This window comes from Micromonospora sp. DH14 (assembly GCF_029809455.1).
GTDB classification, from domain to species: domain Bacteria; phylum Actinomycetota; class Actinomycetes; order Mycobacteriales; family Micromonosporaceae; genus Micromonospora; species Micromonospora parva.
On record NZ_JARVKT010000001.1, the window covers coordinates 481,900 to 505,021 of the forward strand.

22 protein-coding genes are annotated in these 23,122 nt (G+C 69.4%); 16 read left to right on the plus strand and 6 right to left on the minus strand.

Annotated elements, in window-relative coordinates; genetic code table 11:
- Positions 1 to 3 precede the first annotated feature (3 nt).
- The 13 genes from QCZ28_RS02235 to QCZ28_RS02295 all read left to right on the plus strand — a co-directional run bounded on the left by QCZ28_RS02235 (position 4) and on the right by QCZ28_RS02295 (position 12,119).
- Complete coding sequence (locus QCZ28_RS02235) at positions 4 to 330, plus strand: antibiotic biosynthesis monooxygenase family protein (RefSeq protein ID WP_030329365.1); 327 nt, start codon at positions 4 to 6, stop codon at positions 328 to 330.
- The gene (locus tag QCZ28_RS02240; RefSeq protein ID WP_279514973.1) at positions 323 to 1,945 is read left to right on the plus strand and encodes an FAD-dependent oxidoreductase; all 1,623 of its coding nucleotides are present in this window, start codon (positions 323 to 325) and stop codon (positions 1,943 to 1,945) included. The genes QCZ28_RS02235 and QCZ28_RS02240 overlap by 8 nt, the downstream gene beginning before the upstream one ends.
- A gap of 4 nt (positions 1,946 to 1,949) precedes the next feature.
- A complete protein-coding gene (locus QCZ28_RS02245) occupies positions 1,950 to 2,291 on the plus strand; it encodes a TcmI family type II polyketide cyclase (protein ID WP_279514974.1) in 342 nt (113 codons plus the stop codon).
- Entirely contained in the window at positions 2,288 to 3,295 is a 1,008-nt protein-coding gene (locus QCZ28_RS02250) for a methyltransferase (RefSeq protein ID WP_279514975.1), read from the plus strand. Before QCZ28_RS02245 ends, QCZ28_RS02250 begins: the two co-directional genes overlap by 4 nt.
- Positions 3,296 to 3,297: 2 nt before the next feature.
- The gene (locus tag QCZ28_RS02255) at positions 3,298 to 3,759 is read left to right on the plus strand and encodes a cupin domain-containing protein (RefSeq protein ID WP_081883721.1); all 462 of its coding nucleotides are present in this window, start codon (positions 3,298 to 3,300) and stop codon (positions 3,757 to 3,759) included.
- Positions 3,756 to 4,013: an acyl carrier protein gene (locus tag QCZ28_RS02260; RefSeq protein ID WP_030329356.1), complete on the plus strand. Its 258-nt coding sequence runs from the start codon at positions 3,756 to 3,758 to the stop codon at positions 4,011 to 4,013. Before QCZ28_RS02255 ends, QCZ28_RS02260 begins: the two co-directional genes overlap by 4 nt.
- Before the next feature lie 4 nt (positions 4,014 to 4,017).
- Positions 4,018 to 4,488, plus strand: a complete 471-nt coding sequence (locus QCZ28_RS02265; RefSeq protein WP_279514976.1) for an SRPBCC family protein — start codon at positions 4,018 to 4,020, stop codon at positions 4,486 to 4,488.
- Complete coding sequence (locus QCZ28_RS02270; RefSeq protein WP_279514977.1) at positions 4,485 to 6,146, plus strand: acetyl-CoA carboxylase carboxyltransferase subunit alpha; 1,662 nt, start codon at positions 4,485 to 4,487, stop codon at positions 6,144 to 6,146. Before QCZ28_RS02265 ends, QCZ28_RS02270 begins: the two co-directional genes overlap by 4 nt.
- Entirely contained in the window at positions 6,133 to 6,570 is a 438-nt protein-coding gene (locus tag QCZ28_RS02275) for a biotin/lipoyl-containing protein (protein ID WP_279514978.1), read from the plus strand. The genes QCZ28_RS02270 and QCZ28_RS02275 overlap by 14 nt, the downstream gene beginning before the upstream one ends.
- A gap of 2 nt (positions 6,571 to 6,572) precedes the next feature.
- Positions 6,573 to 7,958: an acetyl-CoA carboxylase biotin carboxylase subunit gene (locus tag QCZ28_RS02280; RefSeq protein ID WP_279514979.1), complete on the plus strand. Its 1,386-nt coding sequence runs from the start codon at positions 6,573 to 6,575 to the stop codon at positions 7,956 to 7,958.
- Between the two features lie 82 nt (positions 7,959 to 8,040).
- Positions 8,041 to 9,576, plus strand: a complete 1,536-nt coding sequence (locus tag QCZ28_RS02285) for a peroxidase family protein (RefSeq protein ID WP_279514980.1) — start codon at positions 8,041 to 8,043, stop codon at positions 9,574 to 9,576.
- Between the two features lie 105 nt (positions 9,577 to 9,681).
- Positions 9,682 to 11,127, plus strand: a complete 1,446-nt coding sequence (ahcY, locus tag QCZ28_RS02290) for an adenosylhomocysteinase (protein WP_279514981.1) — start codon at positions 9,682 to 9,684, stop codon at positions 11,125 to 11,127.
- A gap of 14 nt (positions 11,128 to 11,141) precedes the next feature.
- Entirely contained in the window at positions 11,142 to 12,119 is a 978-nt protein-coding gene (locus tag QCZ28_RS02295; protein WP_279514982.1) for a carbohydrate kinase family protein, read from the plus strand.
- Between the two features lie 58 nt (positions 12,120 to 12,177).
- On the opposite strand, the gene QCZ28_RS02300 is transcribed toward QCZ28_RS02295, so the two are convergent.
- A complete protein-coding gene (locus tag QCZ28_RS02300; protein ID WP_279514983.1) occupies positions 12,178 to 13,131 on the minus strand; it encodes a DMT family transporter in 954 nt (317 codons plus the stop codon).
- Here QCZ28_RS02300 and QCZ28_RS02305 point away from each other — a divergent pair.
- Together QCZ28_RS02305 and QCZ28_RS02310 are read left to right on the plus strand one after the other, a co-directional pair.
- Complete coding sequence (locus QCZ28_RS02305) at positions 13,130 to 14,524, plus strand: PLP-dependent aminotransferase family protein (protein WP_279514984.1); 1,395 nt, start codon at positions 13,130 to 13,132, stop codon at positions 14,522 to 14,524. The two genes, QCZ28_RS02300 and QCZ28_RS02305, sit on opposite strands and share 2 nt — an antisense overlap.
- A 177-nt stretch (positions 14,525 to 14,701) precedes the next feature.
- Positions 14,702 to 16,087, plus strand: coding sequence for a glycoside hydrolase family 6 protein (locus QCZ28_RS02310; protein ID WP_279515291.1), 1,386 nt, complete (start codon positions 14,702 to 14,704; stop codon positions 16,085 to 16,087).
- Positions 16,088 to 16,173: 86 nt separating this feature from the next.
- Here the strand turns inward: QCZ28_RS02310 and QCZ28_RS02315 are convergent, their stop codons facing one another.
- From QCZ28_RS02315 to QCZ28_RS02335, 5 genes are all read right to left on the minus strand, one after another.
- Positions 16,174 to 17,166: an NAD-dependent epimerase/dehydratase family protein gene (locus QCZ28_RS02315; RefSeq protein ID WP_279514985.1), complete on the minus strand. Its 993-nt coding sequence runs from the start codon at positions 17,164 to 17,166 to the stop codon at positions 16,174 to 16,176.
- A gap of 51 nt (positions 17,167 to 17,217) precedes the next feature.
- Positions 17,218 to 17,931, minus strand: coding sequence for a PIG-L deacetylase family protein (locus QCZ28_RS02320; RefSeq protein WP_030329342.1), 714 nt, complete (start codon positions 17,929 to 17,931; stop codon positions 17,218 to 17,220).
- Between the two features lie 49 nt (positions 17,932 to 17,980).
- A complete protein-coding gene (locus tag QCZ28_RS02325) occupies positions 17,981 to 19,240 on the minus strand; it encodes a nucleotide sugar dehydrogenase (RefSeq protein ID WP_036410874.1) in 1,260 nt (419 codons plus the stop codon).
- 678 nt (positions 19,241 to 19,918) lie between these two features.
- Positions 19,919 to 20,782, minus strand: a complete 864-nt coding sequence (locus QCZ28_RS02330) for a glycosyltransferase (RefSeq protein WP_279514986.1) — start codon at positions 20,780 to 20,782, stop codon at positions 19,919 to 19,921.
- Entirely contained in the window at positions 20,721 to 21,941 is a 1,221-nt protein-coding gene (locus QCZ28_RS02335) for an MFS transporter (RefSeq protein WP_279514987.1), read from the minus strand. Before QCZ28_RS02335 ends, QCZ28_RS02330 begins: the two co-directional genes overlap by 62 nt.
- A gap of 469 nt (positions 21,942 to 22,410) precedes the next feature.
- Here QCZ28_RS02335 and QCZ28_RS02340 point away from each other — a divergent pair, with 469 nt between their 5' ends.
- Entirely contained in the window at positions 22,411 to 23,115 is a 705-nt protein-coding gene (locus QCZ28_RS02340) for a 2OG-Fe dioxygenase family protein (protein ID WP_279514988.1), read from the plus strand.
- The last annotated feature ends 7 nt before the right edge of the window (positions 23,116 to 23,122 follow it).

Here is a 23,122-nt window from a genome sequence, read left to right on the forward strand (position 1 = left end):
GCAATGGCACACATCGGCATCGACCAGCCGGTCGTGACGATGGTCAACGTCTTCACCGTCGAGCCGGCCAACCAGCAGAAGCTCGTCGACATCCTGATCGAGGCGACCGACACGGTGATGTCCAAGGTCGACGGGTTCGTGTCGGCGAACATCCACGCCAGCCTCGACGGCACCCGGGTCGTCAACTACGCGCAGTGGAAGAGCGAAGAGCACTTCACCGCGATGCTGCAGAACCCCGAGGTCCATCCGCACTTCGGCGAGGTACGCGCGATCGCCACGCCGGAACGCCACCTCTACAAAGTCGTCTACACGGAGGACGCTCATGTCTGACGGAAGCACCGACGTCCTGATCGTCGGCGGTGGCCCGGTCGGCCTGTCGACCGCGCTCTTCCTGGCCCGTCAGGGGATCCGGCCGATCCTGGTCGAACGTCGGCCCCGGCTGTCGACGATCCCCCGCGCGACCGGTCTGCACGCCCGCACGGTGGAGATCTTCCGCACCGTCGGCCTGGAGCCGGCCGTGCAGGAGGCCGGCATGAAGATCGTCGGGCCGGGCGCCGAACTCGACCTCGTCCGCGCCGGCCGCGCCACGCCACTGGTCATGCTCGGCGCCCAGTCGCTGGCCGACCTCCACAAGTCGTTCGTCATGGAGGCCCACGACGTCGACTACGACGCGTTCACCCCGAGCTGGCCGATCTGGTGCGGCCAGGACCACTACGAGCCGCTGCTCTTCGACGCCGCCGACGAAGCGGGCGCGGAGATCCGCTTCCAGAACGAGCTGGTCGGGCTGGTCCAGGACTCCGACGGCGTGACGGCGACTGTCAACGACAACGGCACCACCCGCACGATCCGGGCGCGTTACGTCGTCGCGGCCGACGGCGTGAAGAGCCCCGTCCGCGACATGCTCCAGATCGGAAACCGCAGCAACGGTGTCGCCGGGAACTTCGTCAGCATCATCTTCCGCGCCAAGGTCGACCTGCCCGACACCGCACCACGGTTCACCCTGATCTACCTGATGAACCAGCTGGCCCAGGGCCTGCTGCTCTTCATCGAGCCGGGGCGGTGGATGTTCGGCGTCAACTACTACCCCGAGCGGGGGCAGTCGCCGGCCGACTTCACGCCGGAGCGCTGCGTCGAGCTGGCCCGCATCGCCGCCGGCGACCCCGAGCTGGAGGTGGAGGTCGAGTCGGCCCAGCCCTGGGACGCGCGGCACATGGTCGCCGACGCGTACCGGTCGGGGCGGGTCTTCCTCGCCGGCGACGCCTGTCACGCGCATCCGCCGGCCGGTGGCTTCGGCGTCAACGCCGGCATCCAGGACGCGCACAACCTGGCCTGGAAGCTCGCCGAGGTGCTCCAGGGGCACGCCGACGAGAGCCTGCTCGACTCCTACGAGGCCGAGCGTCGGCCGGTCGGGGCGGCGACCGCCGACCAGGCATGGATGCTCTTCCGCACCCGGGGTCAGCTCGCCGACGAGGACAAGGCCGCCTATCGGGACTTCGTCATCGTGACGATGGGCTACCGCTACACCTCGAACGCGATCGTCGGCGCGCCCGCCGACACCGAGCTGCTGCCCCGCGAGCTGAGCTTCACCGGCCAACCCGGATCACGCGCGCCGCACGGCTGGGTCGACCACCACGGCAGCCGGGCCTCCACGATCGACGTGCTGACCGAGGGCTGGACGCTGGCCACCGCCCCCGGCGACGGCACCTGGCTCGCGGCGGCCCAGACCGTCGCCTCGCAGACCGGCGTCCCGATCCGGGCACTGACCGCCGGCCCCGACGGCGACCTCGCCGACGACGGCTCGTGGCTCGCCAGCTGTGGCGTCGGCACCGGCGGCGCGCTGCTGGTACGCCCCGACGGCATCGTCGCCTGGCGTAGCGCCGGCCCGGTGGACGACGCGGCGCAGACCCTGGCCGCCGCCCTGGCCACGATCCTGCGGGGAGCGTGAGCAGATGTCCTACCGCGCCCTCATGGTCATGCGGATGGCCCCCGGTCACGCCGACGCCGTCGCCGAGCTCTTCGCCGAACACGACAAGGGCGACATGCCCCACGTCGTCGGTATCTCGCGGCGCACCCTCTTTCGCTACCAGGACCTCTACATGCACCTGCTCGAGGCGGACACCGACGTCTTCGACAAGCTCCTCGCGGCCCGCGCCCGCGCGGACTTCCAGGAGGTCAACCGCCGCCTCTCGGCCTACCTGCAGCGCTACGCGCCGGACAGCATGACCGAGCTGCAGGACTCGAAGGCCACGCCCTTCTACACCTGGAGCCCCGAGACAGGGAGCATCACGTGACGCTGACCCGCCGCGACATCAACGACATGATGCAGGCATACAAGAAGACGAGCCTGCTACGTACCGGCGTCGAGCTGGGCGTCTTCGACGCCCTGGCCGCGGGCCCGGCGACGGCCGGTGGGCTCGCCCCGAAGCTCGGCATCCACCCGCGCGGCGCGCGCATCCTGCTCGACGCGCTCACCGCGATCCGCCTCACCGACCGGACCGGCGAGCACTTCTCGCTCACCCCGGCGGCCGCCGACCACCTGGTCAGCACCCGTCCGGACTACCTGGGCGGGATGGTCAAGGTGATGTCCAGCGACTGGGAGTGGGACGCGCTGCGCGACCTCAGCGCCGCGGTGAAGGCCGGCGGCACGGTGCTCGACGTGCACGCCGAAACCCCCGAGTACACCTACTGGGAGGACTTCGCCGCGTACGCGACGAAGGTCGCCCAGCCGACCGCCGAGGTGATGGCCGAGGCGCTGGCGCCGTGGACGAAGGAGCGGGCCGAGCTCGACATCCTCGACGTCGCCTGCGGCCACGGTGTCTACGGCTACACACTCGCGCAGCACAACCCGCAGGCGACGGTGACTTCGCTGGACTGGCCCAACGTGCTCGCCGTGACCGAGAAGCACGCCGAGCGGCTCGGCGTACGCGACCGGGCGTCGTTCCTGCCCGGTGACATGTTCACCACCGATCTCGGCGGTCCCTACGACGTCGCGCTGCTCACCAACGTCACCCACCACTTCTCCGAGGAGCGGGTGCACGAGCTGGTGAAACGGCTCGGTTCCGTGGTCAAACCCGGTGGCCGGCTGGTCATCGTCGGCTTCACCACCGGCGACGAGTCGCCGGCACTGGACCCGGCGCCGTACCTCTTCTCGGTGCTGATGTTGGTCTGGACCTTCGAGGGGGAGTCGCACTCCGTCGCCGCCTACAACCGGGCCCTCGCCGCGGCGGGCTTCGGCCCGGCCACCGTCCACCCGACGGACCTGCCGTTCCGCGTGCTCGTCGCAGAGAAGGGATGACCATGCATCGGCAACCGGTAGTGAAGGTCGCCGCCACCGACGTGCCCGGCATCAACCGGATCGGCGGCGAGGTGCGGATCCTGCTCAGCCCGAAGACCGTCGACGCGACGGAGGGCTTCATGGGCACCGTCCGGCTGGAGCCGGGCGAGTTCCTGGCGGAGCAGTACAACCCGTACTCGGACAAGTTCTGTTATCTGGTGCGCGGCGAGGTCGTGATCCGGGTCGACGGCACGGAGGTCAAGCTCGCGGCCGACGAAGCTCTCATGGTCCGTCGCGGCCAGCGGCACCGCATCGTCAATGCCGGTGGTGAGACCGCGCTGATCGTGTTCCAGATCAGTCCGCTCGCGCCCCGCCCCGAACTGGGCCACGTCGACACCGAGGAGGTCCCGCATCCCGAGTCGCCGGTGCCGCAGGTCGGCGGCGTCCGCGACGGGTGGCAGCGACCGACGGGAGGAAACTCATGAGCCAGCTGACCCTCGACGACCTGCGCCGGATCCTGGAGAGCAGCTCCGGCGTGGTCGAGCAGACCGACTGGGCCGACCCGGCGACGCTCGACGCGCCGTTCGAAGACCTCGGCTACGACTCGCTCGCGCTGCTGGAACTGGCGGCGCGGGTGCAGCAGGAGTACGAGGTGCGCATCCCCGACGACGCCGTGTCGATCATGCAGACGCCCCGGCTCGCCGTCGACTACGTCAACCAACGACTCGCGGATCGGTGAACCCATGGCCGGACACACTGACAACGCGATCGTCATCAACGCACCGTTCGACCTCGTCTGGGACCTGACCAACGACATCCCCAACTGGCCCTCCCTGTTCAGCGAGTACGCCAGCACGGAAGTGCTCTCGACGTCCGCCGACGGGGCCGTCGTCTTCCGCCTGACGATGCACCCCGACCCGGCCGGCCGGGTCTGGAGCTGGGTCTCCGAGCGGGTGCCCGACTGCGCCGACCGGGTGGTGCGGGCCCGACGGCTGGAGACCGGCGCGTTCAAGTACATGAACCTGTTCTGGGAATACACCGAGATTCCGGACGGCGGCGTGCGGATGCGGTGGGTGCAGGACTTCGAGATGCGGCCGGGCGGGCACGCCGACGACGAGGGCATGACCGCCCACCTCAACCGGACCACACGTGAGCAGCAGGCACGCATCCGGGAGATCGTGGAGAAGGCCGCGGCCGAACGCGGGCAGTCATGACCGCCACCGTCAACACGCCCGTCGGTAAGAGCTGGCTGGTCTGCCCGGGTTGCCGGGCGTTGCTCTACCAGCGCCGGGTCGAGCGCAACCTGGGCGTCTGCCCGGAGTGCGACCACCACGACCAGGTCACCGCGCACCAGCGGATCGAGCAGCTCTTCGACCTCGACTCGGTCGAGGAGTTGGGCCCGGTCGGCGCGTTCGGTGATCTGCTCGGGTTCGTCGACACCAAGCCCTACCCGCAGCGGCTCGAAGCCGCCCGTCGGCGTACCGGGCTGGACGAGGCAGTCGTCTGTGTCCGGGGCACTGTCGAGGGGCAGCCGTTGATCGCCGCGGTGATGGACTTCCGGTTCCTTGGCGGCAGCCTCGGCGCGGGTGTCGGTGAGCGGATCACCCGGGCCGCCGAGTTGGCGCTGGAGACCCGTACGCCGCTGCTGATCGTCAGCGCCTCCGGCGGTGCCCGGATGCAGGAGGGCGCCCTGTCGCTCATGCAGATGGCCAAGACCAGCGCGGCGCTCGGTGCCCTCGACGAGGCGGGGGTCCTGACGATCTCGCTGGTCAGCGACCCGACCTACGGTGGCGTCGCGGCATCGTTCGCGACCCTCTGCGACGTCATCCTCGCCGAGCCGGGGGCCCGCCTCGGCTTCGCCGGGCCGAGGGTGATCCAGCAGACGCTGCGCCAGCCACTGCCGGCCGGCTTCCAGACCGCCGAGTACCTCTTTGCCCGCGGCATGCTCGACGACCTGGTACCCCGGTCGAACCTGCGGCCGACCATCGCCCGGCTGCTGGCCTTCGCGGTGGCCGGGCCGTTCACCCCGGAGCCCTCCCGGGTACGGGCGACCGCGCCCGCCGACCCGGCGGCCCCGTGGACGGTGGTGGCACGGTCCCGTGCTCTCGGTCGCCCCTCCACGCTCGACTACATCGGCCACTTCGTGGACGGCTTCGTGGAGCTGCACGGCGACCGGCTCGCGAGTGACTGCCCGGCGATCGTCGGCGGCGTGGGACTGATCGACGGGCGGCCGGTCGTGGTGATCGGCCACCAGAAGGGCCACACGGTCGCCGAGGTGGCCAGCCGCAACTTCGGCATGGCGACACCGGCCGGCTACCGCAAGGCGGCCCGGCTGATGCGCCTGGCCGAGAAGCTCGGCGTGCCGATCGTGACGCTGATCGACACACCCGGCGCGTACCACGGCATCTCGGCGGAGGAGAACGGGCAGGCTCTCGCCATCGCCGACAACATCCGCCTGATGGCCGGGCTGACGGTGCCGGTCGTCGCGGTGGTGACCGGCGAGGGCGGCAGCGGGGGTGCGCTCGCCCTCGGCGTCGGCAACCGGGTGCTGATGCTCGAGAACGCGACGTACTCGGTGATCAGCCCGGAGGGTTGCGCCGCGATCCTCTGGAACGACTCCGGCCGGGCCGACGAGGCCGCCGCACAGCTCAAACTCCAGGCCGGCGACCTGCTTGCGCTCGGCATCGTCGACGGGGTGGTTCCCGAACCGCCCGGCGGGGCGCCCGCCGATCCCGGTGCGACCGCGTCGGCCGTACACCGGGCGGTCGTCGACGCGTTGGCGGAGCTGGCCGGTCTGCACCGCGAGGAGGTGCGGGTCCATCGCCGGGCCCGCTTCCGACAGATCGGAGGTGTGACGAATGCCGGAGGGTAACGCGGATCCGCTGGACGCCGCGGTCCGCAGCCTCGCGCGGCTGATCGGGTCGACGCCGGGCCCGGTCCGTCGCGCCCGGCTCCAGCACGGCGACCTGGTGGTCGAGGTGGAGTGGCCGGACGGCGCGGCTGTGGCGCCGGCGGCCCCGGCGGTCCCGCCGGTGGAGGCCGACGCCGGGCTGCACTACGTGTGCGCGCCGATGGTCGCGACGCTCTACCTCGCGCCCTCGCCCGGCGCCGACCCGTTCGTCCGGGAGGGCGACCAGGTCGTGCCCGGCCAGCAGGTCGCGATCCTGGAAGCGATGAAGATGATGATCCCGGTTGAGGCCGACCGCGCGGGCGAGGTCGTGAAGGTGCTGGTGCCCAACGCGACTCCGGTCGAGTACGGCGAGCGGCTGATCGCCTTAGCTGTGTCGGAGGACTGACGGTGTTCGAGTCGGTGCTGATCGCCAACCGGGGCGAGATCGCGGTCCGGATCGCGCGGACCTGCCGGGAGATGGGGCTGCGGACAGTTGCGGTCTACTCGACAGTCGACCGCGACTCGGCGGTGGTGCGGTTGGCGGACGAGGCCGTCCAGATCGGGCCGGGCCCGAGCCGGCGCAGCTACCTGAGCGCCCCGGCCATCATCGAGGCGGCCCGCCGCACGGGGGCCGACGCGATCCACCCGGGTTACGGCTTCCTCTCCGAGGACCCGGACTTCGCCGAGATCTGTGCGGCCGACGGGATCACGTTCATCGGGCCGCCGCCCGCCGTGATGGCCGCGCTGGGCGACAAGGCCCGGACGCGGGGCATCATGGCGGGCCTCGGCCTGCCGGTGCTCCCCGGCACCACCGACGCCGTCGAGTCGGCGGCCCACGCCCGCGCGGTCGCGGAGGAGATCGGCTTTCCGCTGATCATCAAGGCGGTCGCCGGTGGTGGCGGCCGGGGCGTACGGGTGGTCCGCGACGCGGCCTCGTTCCTGGGCGAGTTCGCCACCGCGCGGGCCGAGGCGCAGTTGCTCTTCGGCGACAACCGGGTCTACATCGAGCGTTACCTCGAATCGGCGCGCCACGTCGAGGTGCAGGTGCTCACCGACCGTTACGGCAACGGCGTCCACCTCGGCGAGCGCGACTGCTCGGTGCAACGGCGTCACCAGAAACTGATCGAGGAGTCGCCCGCACCCGGGTTGCCGCAACACCTTGTCGACCGGATGACCGCCGCCGCGGTCACCGGCGCGCTCGGCGTCGGCTACGTGGGCGCGGGCACGTTCGAGTTCCTGGTCGGCGGCGGGGACGACTTCCACCTCATGGAGGTCAACTGCCGGCTCCAGGTCGAACACCCGGTCTCCGAGTTGGTGACCGGCGTGGACCTGGTGCGGCAACAGATCCTCGTCGCGGCCGGCGAACGGCTCGCGCTGACCCAGGCCGAGGTGGTGCCGCGTGGTACGGCGATCGAGTGCCGCCTCAACGTCGAGGACCCGGCGCGCGGCTTCGTTCCGACGCCGGGTGAGCTGACCCGCTTCGACCTGCCCGGTGGGCCGTTCGTCCGGGTCGACACGCACGGGTACGCCGGCTACCGGGTGCCGGCCGACTACGACTCGTTGCTCGCGAAGGTGGTCGTCTGGGCGCCTGACCGGGCCCAGGCGCTGGCCCGGATGGCCCGCGCCCTCGACGAGTGCGCCGTCGAAGGGCCGGGTGTGGCCACCACCCGGGACTTCCTCCGGTCGACGCTCGACCACCCGCTGTTCCGCGCCGCCAAACACGACACCTCGCTTGTCGACACCATGCTCACCGGTCTCCAGCCGGACACCACCGAAGCTCCAGAGCGCCACTAGAGGAAGGGTTCACACTGCTGCCGGTTCGCGGGTTTACCGCCCGTGCGTCCACGCGGGCGCCCGCGGACGGAAGGTGGCCGACATGGCAATTGGCAACGCTTCTCCAGGTGTCAGCCGACGGCGACTATTGGCCGGAGTCGGCGCGGGCGCGCTCCTCGCCGGCACCGGGGGAGTCCTGCTCGACGCGGCGCCGGCGGCGGCCGCGTTCTCCAACCGGTTCGGTCGGATGTTCCCGTCGTTACCGGCGTTCGGGTCGGCGACGACCCAGATGCGCAACGCGCTGATCGACCTGTCCCGCGTCGGTGGCCCGATGGACGCCCGCGACCCGCTCGGTGTCGGCGCCGAGGCCCTCTCCGACCTGCAGCAGCACAGCATCAACAACCCCGACAACTTCTCGGTCCCGCAGGGCATGACGTACTTCGGGCAGTTCGTCGACCACGACCTGGCCTTCGAGACGACGGCACCGCTGGGCACGCCGGTCGACCCGACCACGGTGCCCAATCCCCGGACGCCGGCCCTCGACCTCGACTCGCTCTACGGTGCCGGGCCGACCGGGAACCCGGAGCTCTACACCTCGTCCGACCCCGCCAAACTGAGGATCGAGTCGGGCGGGCGCTTCGAGGACCTGCCGCGCAACTCCAGCGGTAGGGCGATCGTCTTCGACCCCCGCAACGACGAGAACCTGCCGATCGCGCAGATCACTGCCGCGTTCATCCTCTTCCACAACCGGGTGGTCGACCTGGTGCGTGCCCAGGGCACAGCGGAGTCGCAGGTCTTCGCCGCCGCCCGCAGGCTCGTCACCTGGCACTACCAGTGGATCGTGCTCAACGAGTTCCTCCCGTTGATCGCCGGGCCGGGCGCCGTCTCCACAGTGCTCAGCGGCGGCCGGCGCTTCTACCGGCCGGAGCCGAACGCGACGTTCATCCCGGTCGAGTTCACCGCGGCGGCGTTCCGCTTCGGTCACAGCCAGCCGCGACCGGCCTACCTGGTCAACCGCACCGGCAACGGCGGCGACGAGTTCTACGCCATGCTCTTCGACTCGGCGCTGGGCGGCGCCGACCCGGCCGACCTGCGCGGCGGGAAGCGGGCCGCCCGCCGCTACCTCGACTACCAGTTCTGGTTCCAGTTCTTCGACGGCCAGGTGCGCTGGAGCAAGTGGATCGACGTACGCAACTCGACGCCGCTGTTCGGTTTCCCGCTGCCACCGCCGCCGTCCGGCTCGCCGTCGGCCAACCTGCTCGGCCGTGACCTGCTCCGGCAGTTGACCTTCGGCATCCCGTCGGGCCAGCGGATCGCCGCGCACATCGGGGCGCCCGCGCTCGGCAGCTTCAACTTCCCCGAGCTCAGTGGGTACGGCCTCGGCCTGGACGCCAACACCCCGCTCTTCTACTACATCCTCAAGGAGGCGCAGCTCCAGGCCGGGGGCGGTTCGTTGGGCGCGGTGGGTGGGCGGATCGTGGCGGAGGTGCTCATCGGCGTCGCCCAGCTCGACCCGGCGAGCTACCTGACCGTGCAGCCCAACTGGCGCCCGACCCTGCCCGCCCGCTTCTCCGGCCAGTTCACGATGGCGGACCTGCTCACGTACGCCCGGGTCGACCCGGCCAGCCGCAACTCCTGACGGCTCCTGCTCCGCACCCGGGCCCCGGGCGGCCCGGGTGCGGCGCACGAACACTGTTGAACCGGACTCCAACGGTCCTCGACGCCGCTGGGGGAGGGTGCGGGCATGACTGGCAACTTCAGCGATTTCAAGGTGGCGGACCTGTCGTTGGCGGCCTTCGGGCGTAAGGAGATCGAGCTGGCCGAGCATGAGATGCCGGGGTTGATGTCGATCCGGCGGGAGTTCGCCTCGCGGCAGCCGCTGAAGGGTGCGCGGATCACCGGCTCGCTGCACATGACGATTCAGACGGCGGTGCTGATCGAGACGCTGGTGGCGCTCGGCGCGCAGGTCAGGTGGGCGTCCTGCAACATCTTCTCGACCCAGGACCACGCGGCGGCAGCGATCGTGGTCGGCCCGACCGGCACCCCGGACGCCCCGGTGGGTGTCCCGGTCTACGCCTGGAAGGGCGAGACCCTCGACGAGTACTGGTGGTGCACCCAGCAGGTGCTGCTCTGGCCCGACGGGCAGGGCCCGAACATGATCCTCGACGACGGTGGTGACGCCACCCTGCTGGTGCACAAGGGCGCCGAGTTCGAGGCGATCGGGGCGGTGCCGTCGCCGGAGAGCGCGGACTCGGAGGAGTACGAGGTCATCCTCGGTGTGCTGACCCGGTCGCTGCGGGAGGACAACCGTCGCTGGACGCGGGTCGCCGCCGGGATCAGGGGCGTGACCGAGGAGACCACCACCGGTGTGCACCGGCTGTACGAGATGCAGCAGGCGGGGAACCTGCTGTTCCCGGCGATCAACGTCAACGACTCGGTGACCAAGAGCAAGTTCGACAACAAGTACGGCTGCCGGCACTCGCTCATCGACGGGATCAACCGGGCCACCGATGTGCTGATCGGCGGGAAGGTCGCCGTCGTGTTCGGTTACGGCGACGTCGGTAAGGGCTGCGCCGAGAGTCTGCGCGGTCAGGGCGCGCGGGTCATCGTGACCGAGGTGGACCCGATCTGCGCCCTGCAGGCGGCGATGGACGGCTACCAGGTCGCGACCATCGATGACGTTGTCGAGACCGCTGACATCTTCGTGACCGCGACGGGCTGCTTCAGCGTGATCACCAACGAGCACATGGCCCGGATGAAGCACCAGGCGATAGTGGGGAACATCGGTCACTTCGACAACGAGATCGACATGGCCGGTCTCGCGAAGCGCGGGGACGTCGAGCGGATCACGGTGAAACCGCAGGTGGACGAGTGGCGCTTCGCGGACGGCCACTCGATCATCGTGTTGTCCGAGGGGCGGCTGCTGAACCTCGGCAACGCCACCGGGCATCCGAGCTTCGTGATGTCGAACAGCTTCGCCAACCAGACCATCGCGCAGGTCGAGCTGTTCACCCGCGCCGACCAGTACCCGGTCGGCGTCCACACCCTCCCCAAGCACCTGGACGAGAAGGTCGCCCGGCTTCACCTCGCCGCGTTGGGTGTCCGCCTCACCGAGCTGACCAAGGAACAAGCCACCTACCTCGGTGTCCCGGTCGAGGGGCCCTACAAGCCCGACCACTACCGCTACTGAGAGGGCCCGTCCGCATGATCGCCGTATCCGGTTCGATCGCGACCGACCATCTGATGCGCTTCCCGGGGCGGTTCGCCGAGCAACTCGTCGCCGGCAGCCTCGACACCGTCTCGCTCTCGTTCCTCGTCGACGACCTCGTCGTCCGTCGCGGCGGGGTCGCTGCCAACATCGCCTTCGGGCTGGCTCAACTCGGGCACCGGCCGGTGCTGCTCGGCGCGGTCGGTGGCGACTTCGGCGACTACCGGAGCTGGCTGGAGCGCAACGGGGTCGACTGCACGGAGGTGCAGGTCAGCTCCATCGCACACACCGCACGGTTCATCTGCACCACCGACACCGACCTCTGCCAGATCGCGTCGTTCTATCCGGGTGCCATGGGCGAGCCCGACCGGATCAGCCTCGACGGTGTCGCAACCCGGGCCGGTGGCCTGCGGCTCGTCATCGTCGCCGCGGAGAATCCGGACACCATGCTCGCCCGTGCCGCCGCCTGCCGCCGACTGGGTCTGCCCTTCGCCGCCGACCCGTCGCAGCAGCTGGCCCGGATGCCGTCGGCCGACATCGAGGCGATGATCACCGGCGCGCACTATCTCTTGACGAACGAGTACGAGGCGGCGCTGCTGGAGTCGAAGACCGGCCTGAGCGAGGACGACATCCTGCGCCGGGTGGGCGTGCGGGTCGTGACCCTGGGCGCCAACGGGGTACGGATCACCGGGCGCGACGGCGAGTTCCTGGTCCCGGCGGCGCGGGTGGGCACCATCGTCGACCCGACCGGCGTCGGCGACGGCTTCCGGGCCGGCTTCTTCGCCGCGCTCGCCGCGGACCTGCCCATCGAGCGGGCGGCGCAGGTGGGCTGCGTGCTGGCGGCGCACGTGCTGGAGGTCGAGGGCCCGCAGGAATACACCGTCGACGCCGACGTCTTCGAGCGCCGCATCGTCGAGTCGTACGGCCCTGAGGTCGCGGTCGACCTGCGCGCGTTGCGGCTGGCGCCGGTCTGACCGGGCCGGCCGGCGGCGCTGACCTGCGGCGAGGAGCACGGATCCGCCGTCGTGACGGTCAGCGGCCGGGCTGTGTCGCCGACGCGGGCATGGTCACCTGGGCGCTGGCCCGGGTTCGCTGGATCAGCACGACGCAGGCCAGAACCACCACCGCCGCCGCGATCGAGGCGGGTGTGACGGTCTCGCCGAGCAGCAGCGCCGACCAGATCAGGGTCAGTACGGGCTGGGCCAGCTGAATCTGGCCGACCTTGGCGATGCCACCCCGGGCGAGCCCTGCGTACCAGGCGAAGAAGCCGAGGAACATCGAGACGACGGTGAGGTAACCGAACGCCGACCAGACGACGGCGTCCGCCTGTGGGGGACGGGCGACGGCCGCCACGGCCGTGACGGGCACCGTGGCGGGCAGGGAGAGCAGCAACGCCCAGCAGATCGTCCGGGCCCCGCCGAGTTCGCGGGCGAGCACCCCGCCCTCGGCGTACCCGAGGCCGCAGAGCACGACCGCTGCCAGCAGGAACAGGTCGGCGAGGGACAGGGCGCCGTGCACCGCGCCGCTGGCGGCGAGGAACGTGAGCACCGACAGCAGTCCAGCGACAGTGGCGATCCAGAACAACGGTGGCGGGCGTTCGTTCGACCGCAGCACCGCGAAGACGGCCGTCATGGCGGGCAGCACCGTGATGACCACCGCGCCGTGCGCGGAGGTCTGCGTGGTGAGCGCGAGCGACGTGAACAGTGGAAAGCCGACGACGACACCGAGTGCGACGATCGAGAGCCGCTGCCACTGGCCCCGGGTGGGTCGCGGCGCTCTGGTGAGCCGCAGGTACGCGTACGCCAGCAGCGCCGCGCCGACCGCCCGGCCGAATGCGACGAACCACGGGTCGAGATCCTGCACCGCGATGCGGGTGGCCGGCAGCGACATGCTGAAGGCGAGCACCCCCAGTGCGCCGAGGGCGAGACCGGTGCCGCGCCCCGCTGTTATCGTCGCCGGGGCAGTAGCGCTACTCTGTACCGTCATGAGCAACGGTAACGCTGTTGATTCTGTTGTTCAAGATCTGCGGAGCCTGGTGGACGCGGCGGCACCAGGTACGCGCCTGCCCTCGGTGCGCGAGCTGACCGCCCGCCACCACGCCTCCCCGGTGACGGTGGCGGCGGCGATCCGGCAGCTCGTTGCGGAGGGCCTGATCGAGACCCGATCCGGCCGGGGCACCTTTGTGGCCAGTCGGTCAGCCCAACGCAGCGCGCCCGACCTGTCGTGGCAGACGGTGGCGCTCGGCCCCCGCCGGCCGGGCGAGGAGGAGATGCAGGCGTTACTCGCGTTACCGCCCGCAGGCGCGATTCCGCTGTCCGGTGGTTATCTGGAGCCGAATCTTCAGCCCGCCGGCCCGCTCGGCGCGGCGTTGGCCCGCGCGGCCCGGCAGCCGTCCTCCTGGGAGCGCGGACCGGCCGAGGGGCGCGGGGATCTGCGCGCCTGGTTCGCCCGCGAGGCCGGCGCGGGGCTGCGCCCCGACGACATGGTGATCTGCCCCGGCGGGCAAGCCGCACTGTCGTCGACGCTGCGCGCGCTGACCACGCCCGGCGACACCCTGCTCGTGGAGTCCCCGACCTACCTGGGCGCGCTGGCCGCCGCCCGCGCAGCGGGGCTGCGACTGGTGCCCGTGCCCGCCGACGTCGACGGCGTACGGCCCGACCAGCTCGCCGTCGCGTTCGCCCGTACCGGCGCCCGGCTGTTCTACTGCCAGCCGCTCTACGCCAACCCGCACGGCGCGACGCTCGCCGTCCAGCGCCGAGCGGCGGTCGCCGCCGCGGTTCGCGACGCCGGGGCGTTCCTGATCGAGGACGACTACGCCCGCGACCTGGCCATCGACGGCGAGCCGCCGCCGCCACTGGCCGCCGACGACCCGGACGGGCACGTCATCTACCTGCGCTCGCTGACCAAATCCGCCGCACCCGGTCTCCGGGTCGCCGCGATCGGTGCGCGCGGCCCGGCTGGCGCCCGACTACGGGCTGCCCGGCTGCTCGACGACTTCTTCGTCGCCGGGCCGCTGCAACAGGCCACGCTGGAGTTCGTCACCGCACCTGCCTGGGCCCGGCATCGTCGCAACCTGCGAAACGAGCTGCGTTCCCGGCGCGAGGCGCTGCTGTCCGCGCTGGCGCGGCATCTGCCGTCGCCGACCCCGCAGGGCGTTCCCCGCGGTGGGCTGCACCTGTGGGTCCGGCTGCCCGACGGCACTGACGATGTGGCGTTGGCCGCCGCTTCTGCCGCCGCGGGCGTCATCGTCTTCCCCGGTCGGCCCTGGTACGCGGCCGAGGCTCCAGCGCCCCACCTGCGCCTCACCTACGCGGCTGCCCCGGCGGAGTTGATGGACGAGGCGGTCCGCCGACTCGCTGTAGCACTCGGCCGCCCATAGCGCCCGGCGTTGTGCGGGATCGTGAGGCCGGCGGCGGTGGCTGCCGTGCCATCCGAACCGCTGCGTCGTCTCATCGACGACCGTTCACATCTTGGCAGTGGTGTGCGCCTCCGCTAACGTCCATGGGAACGCTCCCATTAACTTAGATACATCGATGTGATCTGGAGGCAACACGACGTGGCCATCCTCTCCTCGCTCCGCCGCAGATCGGCGGCCATCGGTGTGGCGGCCGTCGCGGGCGCCACCGCTGTCGGCGTCTGCCTCGCCGTCGGCAGCGCATCCGCCGGCACACTGTCCGGGTCGCTCTACCGCGACCCGAGTTCCGCCGTCGTCCGCTGGGTCGCCGCCAACCCCGGTGACTCGCGTGCCGCCGTCATCCGCGACAAGATCGCTAGTCAGCCGCAGGCGCGCTGGTTCGCCAACTTCAACCCCTCGACCGTGCAGTCCGAGGTCTCCGGGTTCATCGGCGCCGCCAACGCGGCGCAGCAGATCCCGGTCCTGGCGGTCTACGAGATCACCAACCGGGACTGCGGCGGGGCCAGCGCTGGTGGGGCGCCGGACCTCAACCAGTACCAGACGTGGGTGTCCAACTTCGCCAGGGGACTCGGCAACCAGACCGTCATCATCATCCTGGAAACCGACTCGCTCGCCCTGCTGACCTGCCTGAACACCAGTGAGATCAACGCGCGCAACCAGGCGATCTCGACGGCCACCCGCACCATCAAGTCGGGCAACCCCAACGCCAAGGTGTACCTCGACGGCGGCCACTCCACCTGGAACAGCGCCGGTGAGACGGCCAACCGGCTCCGGGCGGCCGGCGTGCAGTACGCCGACGGCTTCTTCACCAACGTGTCGAACTACAACTCGACCTCCAACGAGGCGAACTTCGGCCGGGCGGTCATCTCCTCCCTCAACGGCATGGGGATCTCGGGCAAGCGCCAGGTCATCGACACCAGCCGTAACGGGGGCGCCAGCGGGGACTGGTGCGGCGACGACAACACCGACCGGCGCATCGGTCAGTACCCGACGACCAACACCGGCGACAACAACATCGACGCGTACCTCTGGGTGAAGCCGCCGGGTGAGGCGGACGGCTGCCGCTTCACTGCCGGTTCGTTCCAGCCCGATCTGGCCTTCAGCCTGGCCAACGGCGCGCCGAACCCGCCCACCACCACCCCGCCCACCACGACGCCGCCGACCACCACGCCGCCGACCACGACTCCGCCCACCACCCCGCCGGTCACCCCGCCGAACACCACGCCGCCGGCCGGTGACGGCTGCTACGCATCGGTGGCGATCAACCAGTGGGCCGGGGGCTTCACCGCGAGCGTGACGGTCACCGCCGGCAAGTCGGACATCAACGGCTGGACCGTGACCATCGTGCTGCCCGGCGGCGCCGCAGTCACCGGCACATGGAACGCCCAGGCCAGTGGCTCCAGCGGCACTGTCGATTTCACCAACGTGAGCTACAACGGCCGGGTCGCCGGCCGGCAGTCGACCAACTTCGGCTTCCAGGGCACCGGCACCGGCCCGGGTGTGCTGGCGGAGTGTGTGACCGCCTGACCCGATCCGATGTCACGGCCCGGCGCGGAGGATACTCTCCGCGCCGGGCCGGTCCCTGCCGTGGCGACGCGACCGGGAGTCCGGAGTTACGGGGCGGCCAGCAGCGACTCGCGTGCGCCTGCGCGCTGCATGTCGGTGACGACTGACCGCACGATGTCGTCGAGGTCGTAGCGGGCGGTGTAGCCGATGAGTTCGTGGGCCAGTGACAGATCCGGCATGCGGCGGGCCATGTCCTCGAAGCCGCTACCGTAGGCGACCTCGTACGGCACCGTCTGGATGTCGCTGGTCGAGCCGGTGAAATCCTTGATCTTCTCGGCCAGTCCGCGGATGGAGACCTCCTCACGCCCGCCGAGGTTCACCGCCCTTCCGTGCGCCGCAGGGGTCTGCAGCAGCTTGACGATCGCGGGCACCACGTCGTAGACCGACCCGAAGCACCGGCGCTGCGTGCCGTCGCCGTACACGGTGATCGGTTCGTGGTTGAGCGCCTGCGCGACGAACCGCGGCAGGACCATGCCGTACCGGCCGGTCTGCCGCGGTCCGACGACGTTGAACAGTCGGTAACTCACGCAGGGGGTGCCCGTCTCGGACGCGCGGATGTGCGCCACCAACTCGTCGAGACCCTTGGCCGCCGCGTACGACCACCGGCTGAGCAGCGGGGACCCCAGGATCCGGTCGGCGTCCTCACGGAGCCCGTCGGCGTCGTTCTTGCCGTACACCTCGCTCGTCGACGTGACGCCGAACGGCACGCCGTGCGAGACCGCCGCCTCGACGACGTTCTCCGTGCCGTACAGGTTGACCCGCAGTGAATGCAGGGGACTGTCGACGATGGTTCGCACGCCGACGGCGGCGGCGAGATGGAAGACCAGATCCTTGCCACGGACGCACTCGTTCACCAGGTCCCGGTCGAGGATCGACCCCTCGACCAGGCGTACGGTGCCGGCGTCCAGGCAACTGGCGAGGTTTGCCACCGAACCAGTGGACAGCTCGTCGAGCACTGTGACGTCGTGTTCTTGCTCAACCAGGAATTCACAGAGGTGGGAGCCGATGAATCCGGCGCCCCCGGTGACAAGAATTCGCATTGCTCGCTTCCTTTCGGCAGCAGGTGGGGTGCGGGTGTCGGGCGCGGACGGTCAGGCCAGGCACCGCATGATGTGGTACGCCTCGGCCAGCGGTACGCCGGCCTGCATGCCGCGCAGGACCGCGAGGCTGCGGAGGGTTTCTTCGGACCGTGTATGTGGATGCTCGTGAATCTGGGTGGCGTACTGCCGCATCGCTTCGAGCTTGCTGCCGAGGTCTTCCTCGGTGAGCTCGACCAGGAGGTTGGGCATGGGAACCGAATCGGTTCGCCACTGATCCGCCGCCTCCTCGTAGGCCAGCACGAAGTCGGGGTGATGGCGTAGCCGGTTGTTGGACGGCCGGGTCGCGGTGTGGGCCGCCTCAGCCACGGCCTGGTGGTCCTGGTTGTAGCTCGAACGGTGCGGAGCGATCAACATCGTGGGCCGCAGCCTGGCGATGGCGAGTGGGCTCTCCTGCTCCACCATGTTGGCGAGTTCGAGTCGGGGGAGCTGGTCGAGCCGGAGGTGGTACTCGTCGCCCGGAAAGGCCATGTGCCAGCCGTCCCACTGTTGGTGGTCGGCGACCCGCTTGATCTCGTCGTTGCGGTCCTCCGGGCTGGTAGAGACCGACGAGGACTGGTCGGTGGTGTTGCCGACCGTGAGGAACTGGACGAAGACCTCGGCGCCTGCGGACTTCGCCTTGTGGATCAATCCGCCACAGCCGAGAACCTCGTCGTCGGGGTGCGGCGAAAGGATGAGAATGCGCTGTTGGGACCAGCTGAACGTCATCGTGGGTGTCCGTTTCCGTGAGTCATCCGAAGGTCTTCTGGAGCGCGGCTCAGAGTCGTTCGACGTTGTCGTAGCGGCCCATGCGGCCGCTTGTGTCGAGCACCAGCCGGGAGCGCCGGGCAATGGCCGCGAGGTCGAACGCCGAGTGCGGCTGCAGCAGCACGACGGCGTCGCAGTCGTGGACCGCGTACAGGGGTGCCTCGACCGGAGTGATGCTCACCCCGTCGACGGTCCAGTTCCGTACGTAGGGATCGGCGAAACACAACTCGGCGCCGAGGCTGAGCAGCTCACGGGCCAGTGGCAGGGCGGGGGTCTCGCGGTCGTCGGCGATGTCCGGCTTGTACGTGACACCCAGCAGCATCACGCGCGCGCCGTTGACCGACTTCCGCTCCCGGTTGAGCGCCCGCTGCAGGCGGCTGGCGACGTACTTCGGCATCCGCCCGTTGATCTCGTCAGCCGTCTCGGCCAGCCGGAAGGTGTAACCGAGCTTGCGGACGGTGTGCGACAGGTAGGAGGGGTCGACCGGGATGCAGTGGCCGCCGACCCCCGGCCCGGGGAGGAACTTGTGGAAGCCGAATGGCTTGGTGGCCGCGGCCTCGATGGTCTCCCACAGGTCGATGCCCAGTTCCTCGCAGAAGATCGCCATCTCGTTGACCAGGGCGATGTTCACGTTGCGGTAGGTGTTCTCCAGCAGCTTCGCCATTTCGGCTTCGCGTAGGCCGGAGGTGGGCACCACCCGGGACACGAGCTTGCCGTAGAAGGTGGCCGCCTGGTCCCGGCAGCTCTCGGTGAGGCCGCCGACGACCTTTGGCGTGTTCCGCAGTCCGAACTGCCCGTTGCCCGGATCGATGCGCTCGGGCGAGTACGCCAGGCTGAAGTCGCGTCCCGCCGTGAGGCCCGACTTCTCCAGGATCGGCCGGACGACCTCCTCGGTCGTGCCGGGATACGTGGTGGACTCGAGCACGACCAGGGTGCCCGGCGTCAGGCAGGCGGCAACCATGTGTGCCGCGCTGCGCACCGCCGACAGGTCCGGCCCGTGATCGTCGCTGAGTGGCGTCGGCACGCAGACGATGATGACCGCGCTCTCGGCGAACGAAGCCGGGTCCGTCGTCGCCCGGAAACCGGCGTCGAGCATCTCGCCGAGATCGTCCTTGGAGATGTCGTCGATGTAGGATTTCCCGCTGTTCAGCATGTCGACGCGATTGGCGTCGATATCCACTCCGATGACGCGCAGTCCGGCAGCGGCCGCCTCTTTCAACAGAGGCAGACCCACATAGCCAAGACCAACAACTGCCAGATCGTACGACACGCGAGAACTCTCACCTGTTGGTCCCTCGGCTATTGAGGTTGGTGAGTAGTCCTTCTCGAACGACCGATGCGACCGGGCATCGTCCAATATCATGGAGGTAACCGACTCTTGTCCCATGACCGCCTCATTTCGACCAGACTTCTACCGTCCGCCGGTTCGCGTGCCCGCGACCGGGCCGCGTTCCGGCTGCGCCCGAGCTCCTTTCGGTGCGCCGGACCTGCCTATTGAGAGTCCGGCGGCCAAAGGGTCGACCTTCCTGGTCGATTGCCGGGTGCCAGCCCCTGGTGGACCTCGGACCATCTCGTACGCGCTTGCTGCTCGACTCGTTGGAACCAGTGACGGGAGAGCGCACAATTCGTGTCCGCTCTCCCGATAGGCTGAACGCGATCCCGCCCTTCCGCAGTTCCTTTATATTCGTAGCAGCAACGTACTCCGGCGGCGGTACCGCATTAGCGTTCTCTCGATTACTCAATAGATTCTGTGGAACTGCTCATCAGAACGGGGATTTACTACTGAGGAGATTTCCCCGAGAGCCGGCAGAAGTGCCGGGGGATCCAGGCTGCGGAAGTCGCCGAACAGCGCAGCGCGCCGGCCGGTGTCGCATTGACGGTGGCCGGCGCGCTGGGGGCGCCGCGAAGGTATGTGGCCCGTGCGGGCCGCACACCAGCTGCGATCAGATCAGTGGGTCAGCTTCCTGCCCCGGATGACGTCGTTGATGACGAAGAAGTTGATGGTCGGGACGATGTCCAGCAGTCGCGTGATGGGGGTGTCGTACTTGCGGGCCATGTACTGGTAGTTGGCGACCGCGTCGGCGCCTTCGCCGTCCCGCGCGTGCGGCCAGTGCAGCGACACCGCGTCGCGGTTGAGGAACATGCGGGCCCCGTCGCGGTGCAGTCGGTAGCCGAGGTCGACGTCCTCGCCGCCCCAGGCGCGGAACGCGTCGTCGAACATGCCGACCCGCCGTAGCTGCTCCGTGCGCACCGAGGAGTTGAACGTCCAGTACATGAGCCAGGGCGCCGGTGCGGCGGAGAAGTCGTCGCCCTCCCGGATGAAGAAGTCCTCCCTGATGTCGGGGTGCAGGCCCTTCTCGCGCCACTGCTCGATCGTGCCGTCCACATCGTTGACGTCGAGGTCGGCCAGGACCTCGTCGGCATTCTCGTTGTTCAGGCTGTAGCCGAAGACATACCCGCACAGGGCGATCGGTTCGCTGTAGGCCTCGTGGGTGGCGAGGTGCACGCGCAGGAGGCTGGAGTGCGCCATCACACCCGCGTCCATGAAGACGGTGATCTCGCCCTCGGCGTGGCTGATGCCGACGTTGCGGGCCCCGGCGGCCCGGTATCCCTCGTCCTCCTGGAAGAAGTAGCGCAGGTTCATCTGGTCCATGTACTTCTTCACGACGTCCGCGGTGTCGTCCGACGATCCGTCGTCGACCACCAGCACCTCGTAGTCGTCGTGATCCAGGTCCTGGCGGACCAGGGACTCAAGGGTGAGCTGCAGAATGTCCGACCGGTTGTAGGTCGGGATTACGACGGACAGTTTCATGGCCTCTCCTCTTCTTGCGGGACATTTCGTGGAAGGCGAGCAGCGCGAACGCGGCGGCCGTCAGCAGGCCACCGAACAACGGGATGACGCGGACCCCGGCCGTCGCCAGCAGGCCCGCGCCGATGAACGAGCCGGCCGCGAGGCCGAAGTTGAACGCGACGCTGAGGCTGGCGGACGCCATGTCGGTGGTCGACGGGGCCACCTGCATGATTCGGTGCTGGATTCCCGCGATCAGCGAACTGAACGACATGCCCGCCACGGCGAGCAGGGGGATCGTCAATATCTTGCTCGAACCAACCCCGTAGAGGCCGAGCATCGCCGCGGTGATGAGCCCGAGCAGCCCCAGCACGACACCGAGTGGGAACCGGTCCAGGACCCGACCGACCGCCCACGTGCCGGCGACGCCGAACGAGCCCTGGACGAAGAGCAGCAGGCCGAGAGATGCCGCGGCGAACCCGCTCACGTCGAGGAGGAACACGGTCATGTAGGTGAACGCGCCCATGGCGCCGGTGACCGCGAGGATGGTGGCGACGAGGAGCACCACGAAACGCTGCCGGTCCGGCATCGGCCCCACGTCGCTCGCGCTCTGTTGCGGTGCGACGCTCGGCAGGAGCAGGGCGACCGCGATGCAGGTGACGAAGCCGAGGGCGGCCATCGCGACGAAGGCGGTCCGCCAGCCGGCCTGTCCGCCCAACCAGGTGCCCAGCGGTACGCCGAGGACCGGGCCGAGAGCGTTGCCTATCGACAGTCGCGCCACGATGCGGCCTCTGATGTTCTCGGGGAACATCGAGATCGCCACGGGGAACACGACCGCCCAGAAGACACCGTTGGTGATCGCGGACACCAGCCGGGCGGCGAGCAGCACCTCGTACGAGGTGGCGAGGGCTGACACCGCCGTCGCCGCGGCGAACACGCCGAGGGCGCCGGCGAGCAGCGGACGTCGAGGTACCCGTCGAGTGACCCGGGTCAGCGGAAGAGCCACGATCATGACGACCACCGCGTACCCGGTCACCAGCAGACCGGTCTCCGACCTGGAGCGTCCCAGGTCCGGCGCGATCAGCGTGAGCAGACCGATCGGAAGCACTTCGGTGGTGACGTAACAGAAAGTGGCGGCGGACAACGCGGTGAGGGCATAGACCGCGCGTCTTTGGTGCACCATGGCTACCTCCCAATTCCTGGACAAGGTGTAGCAAGAAGTCGCCACGCAAGCGGTACACAACAGACACTCGTTCGTCTCGACGGCGCTACTCAACCGCAGGCCCGCTTACGTGATACCGGCTAACCGGGTTTTGAAGGTAGCATATCCGGACCGTCTTCCCTCGCCATGTCCACACTAGAGACGTTTGCGCACTCCAGTCGCGTGTCGGAGCGGCGCGGGCGATGCGTACAGGCCGGCGAGCTACCACCGCCACTCGATTGGCAGGAAGCTTTGCAGGTCCGGCCGGGTCCGAGCGCAGGGCACGGCGACCAGGGCCTCGCGAGCGGGCGGCAGCTCGACGCACAACGGCGTGGGTGGCGGCTCAAACGGCTTCTGGGTGCCATTTACAGAGGTCTTGAGTGGAGCTCAGTCGGGTGCAGAGTACCGCCCCGCGAGTACGTTCATTCCTGGATAAGAAGGGAGGCACGCAATGCCTATCAACAATTTCGCCCTGCTCCGCGCGCAGGACATCGTGAAGAACGGGTGGGCCCACGAGCAACTACCCGTTTCCGTCAGTGACGGGTGGTATGAATTCGCGAAATTATGGGAGGACCTTCCAATCGACCCGTACGTCCAACCGAGCCACCGGACACGCCGATACCGCCGGTTGGGGCGGCTGCTGGGACGCGCCGGAGGTGGCCTCGAAACGCTGCCCGCCCAGCCGTTCTACCAGGCGACGGACGTGAACCGGGTCTACGGTGGGCAGGCCAGGCAGTTCGCGCCAATCACGCCGGAGGCGTACGAGAACGCGAACTTCCAAGCCGTCGTCACACACGACCTGGGCTTTGTCAGCCGGGCCAGCGGAATTGACAGCGACTGGTTGATAACCGTCCACATGATCCGTGTGACGGCCGACAGTGAAGGCACTTCGGCGCCGGCCCCGGAGGGGCGGCACAGCGACGGTCACGACTATGTGGCCATCCACCTGGTCGGCCGGCAGAATTGCGCCGGTGGTATCAGCCGTGTCTTCCGCAAGGGTGAGAGCGAGCCGTTGTTCGAGCACGCGATGGTGAATCCGATGGAAACCATTCTGCTCGACGACCGTGCAATGGAACACGAAGTTACCCCGATCGGACCCGAGGGTGCGACAGTCGCGACCCGCGACATGATGATCATCGATTTCGAGCGAGCCTAGTCTTCCG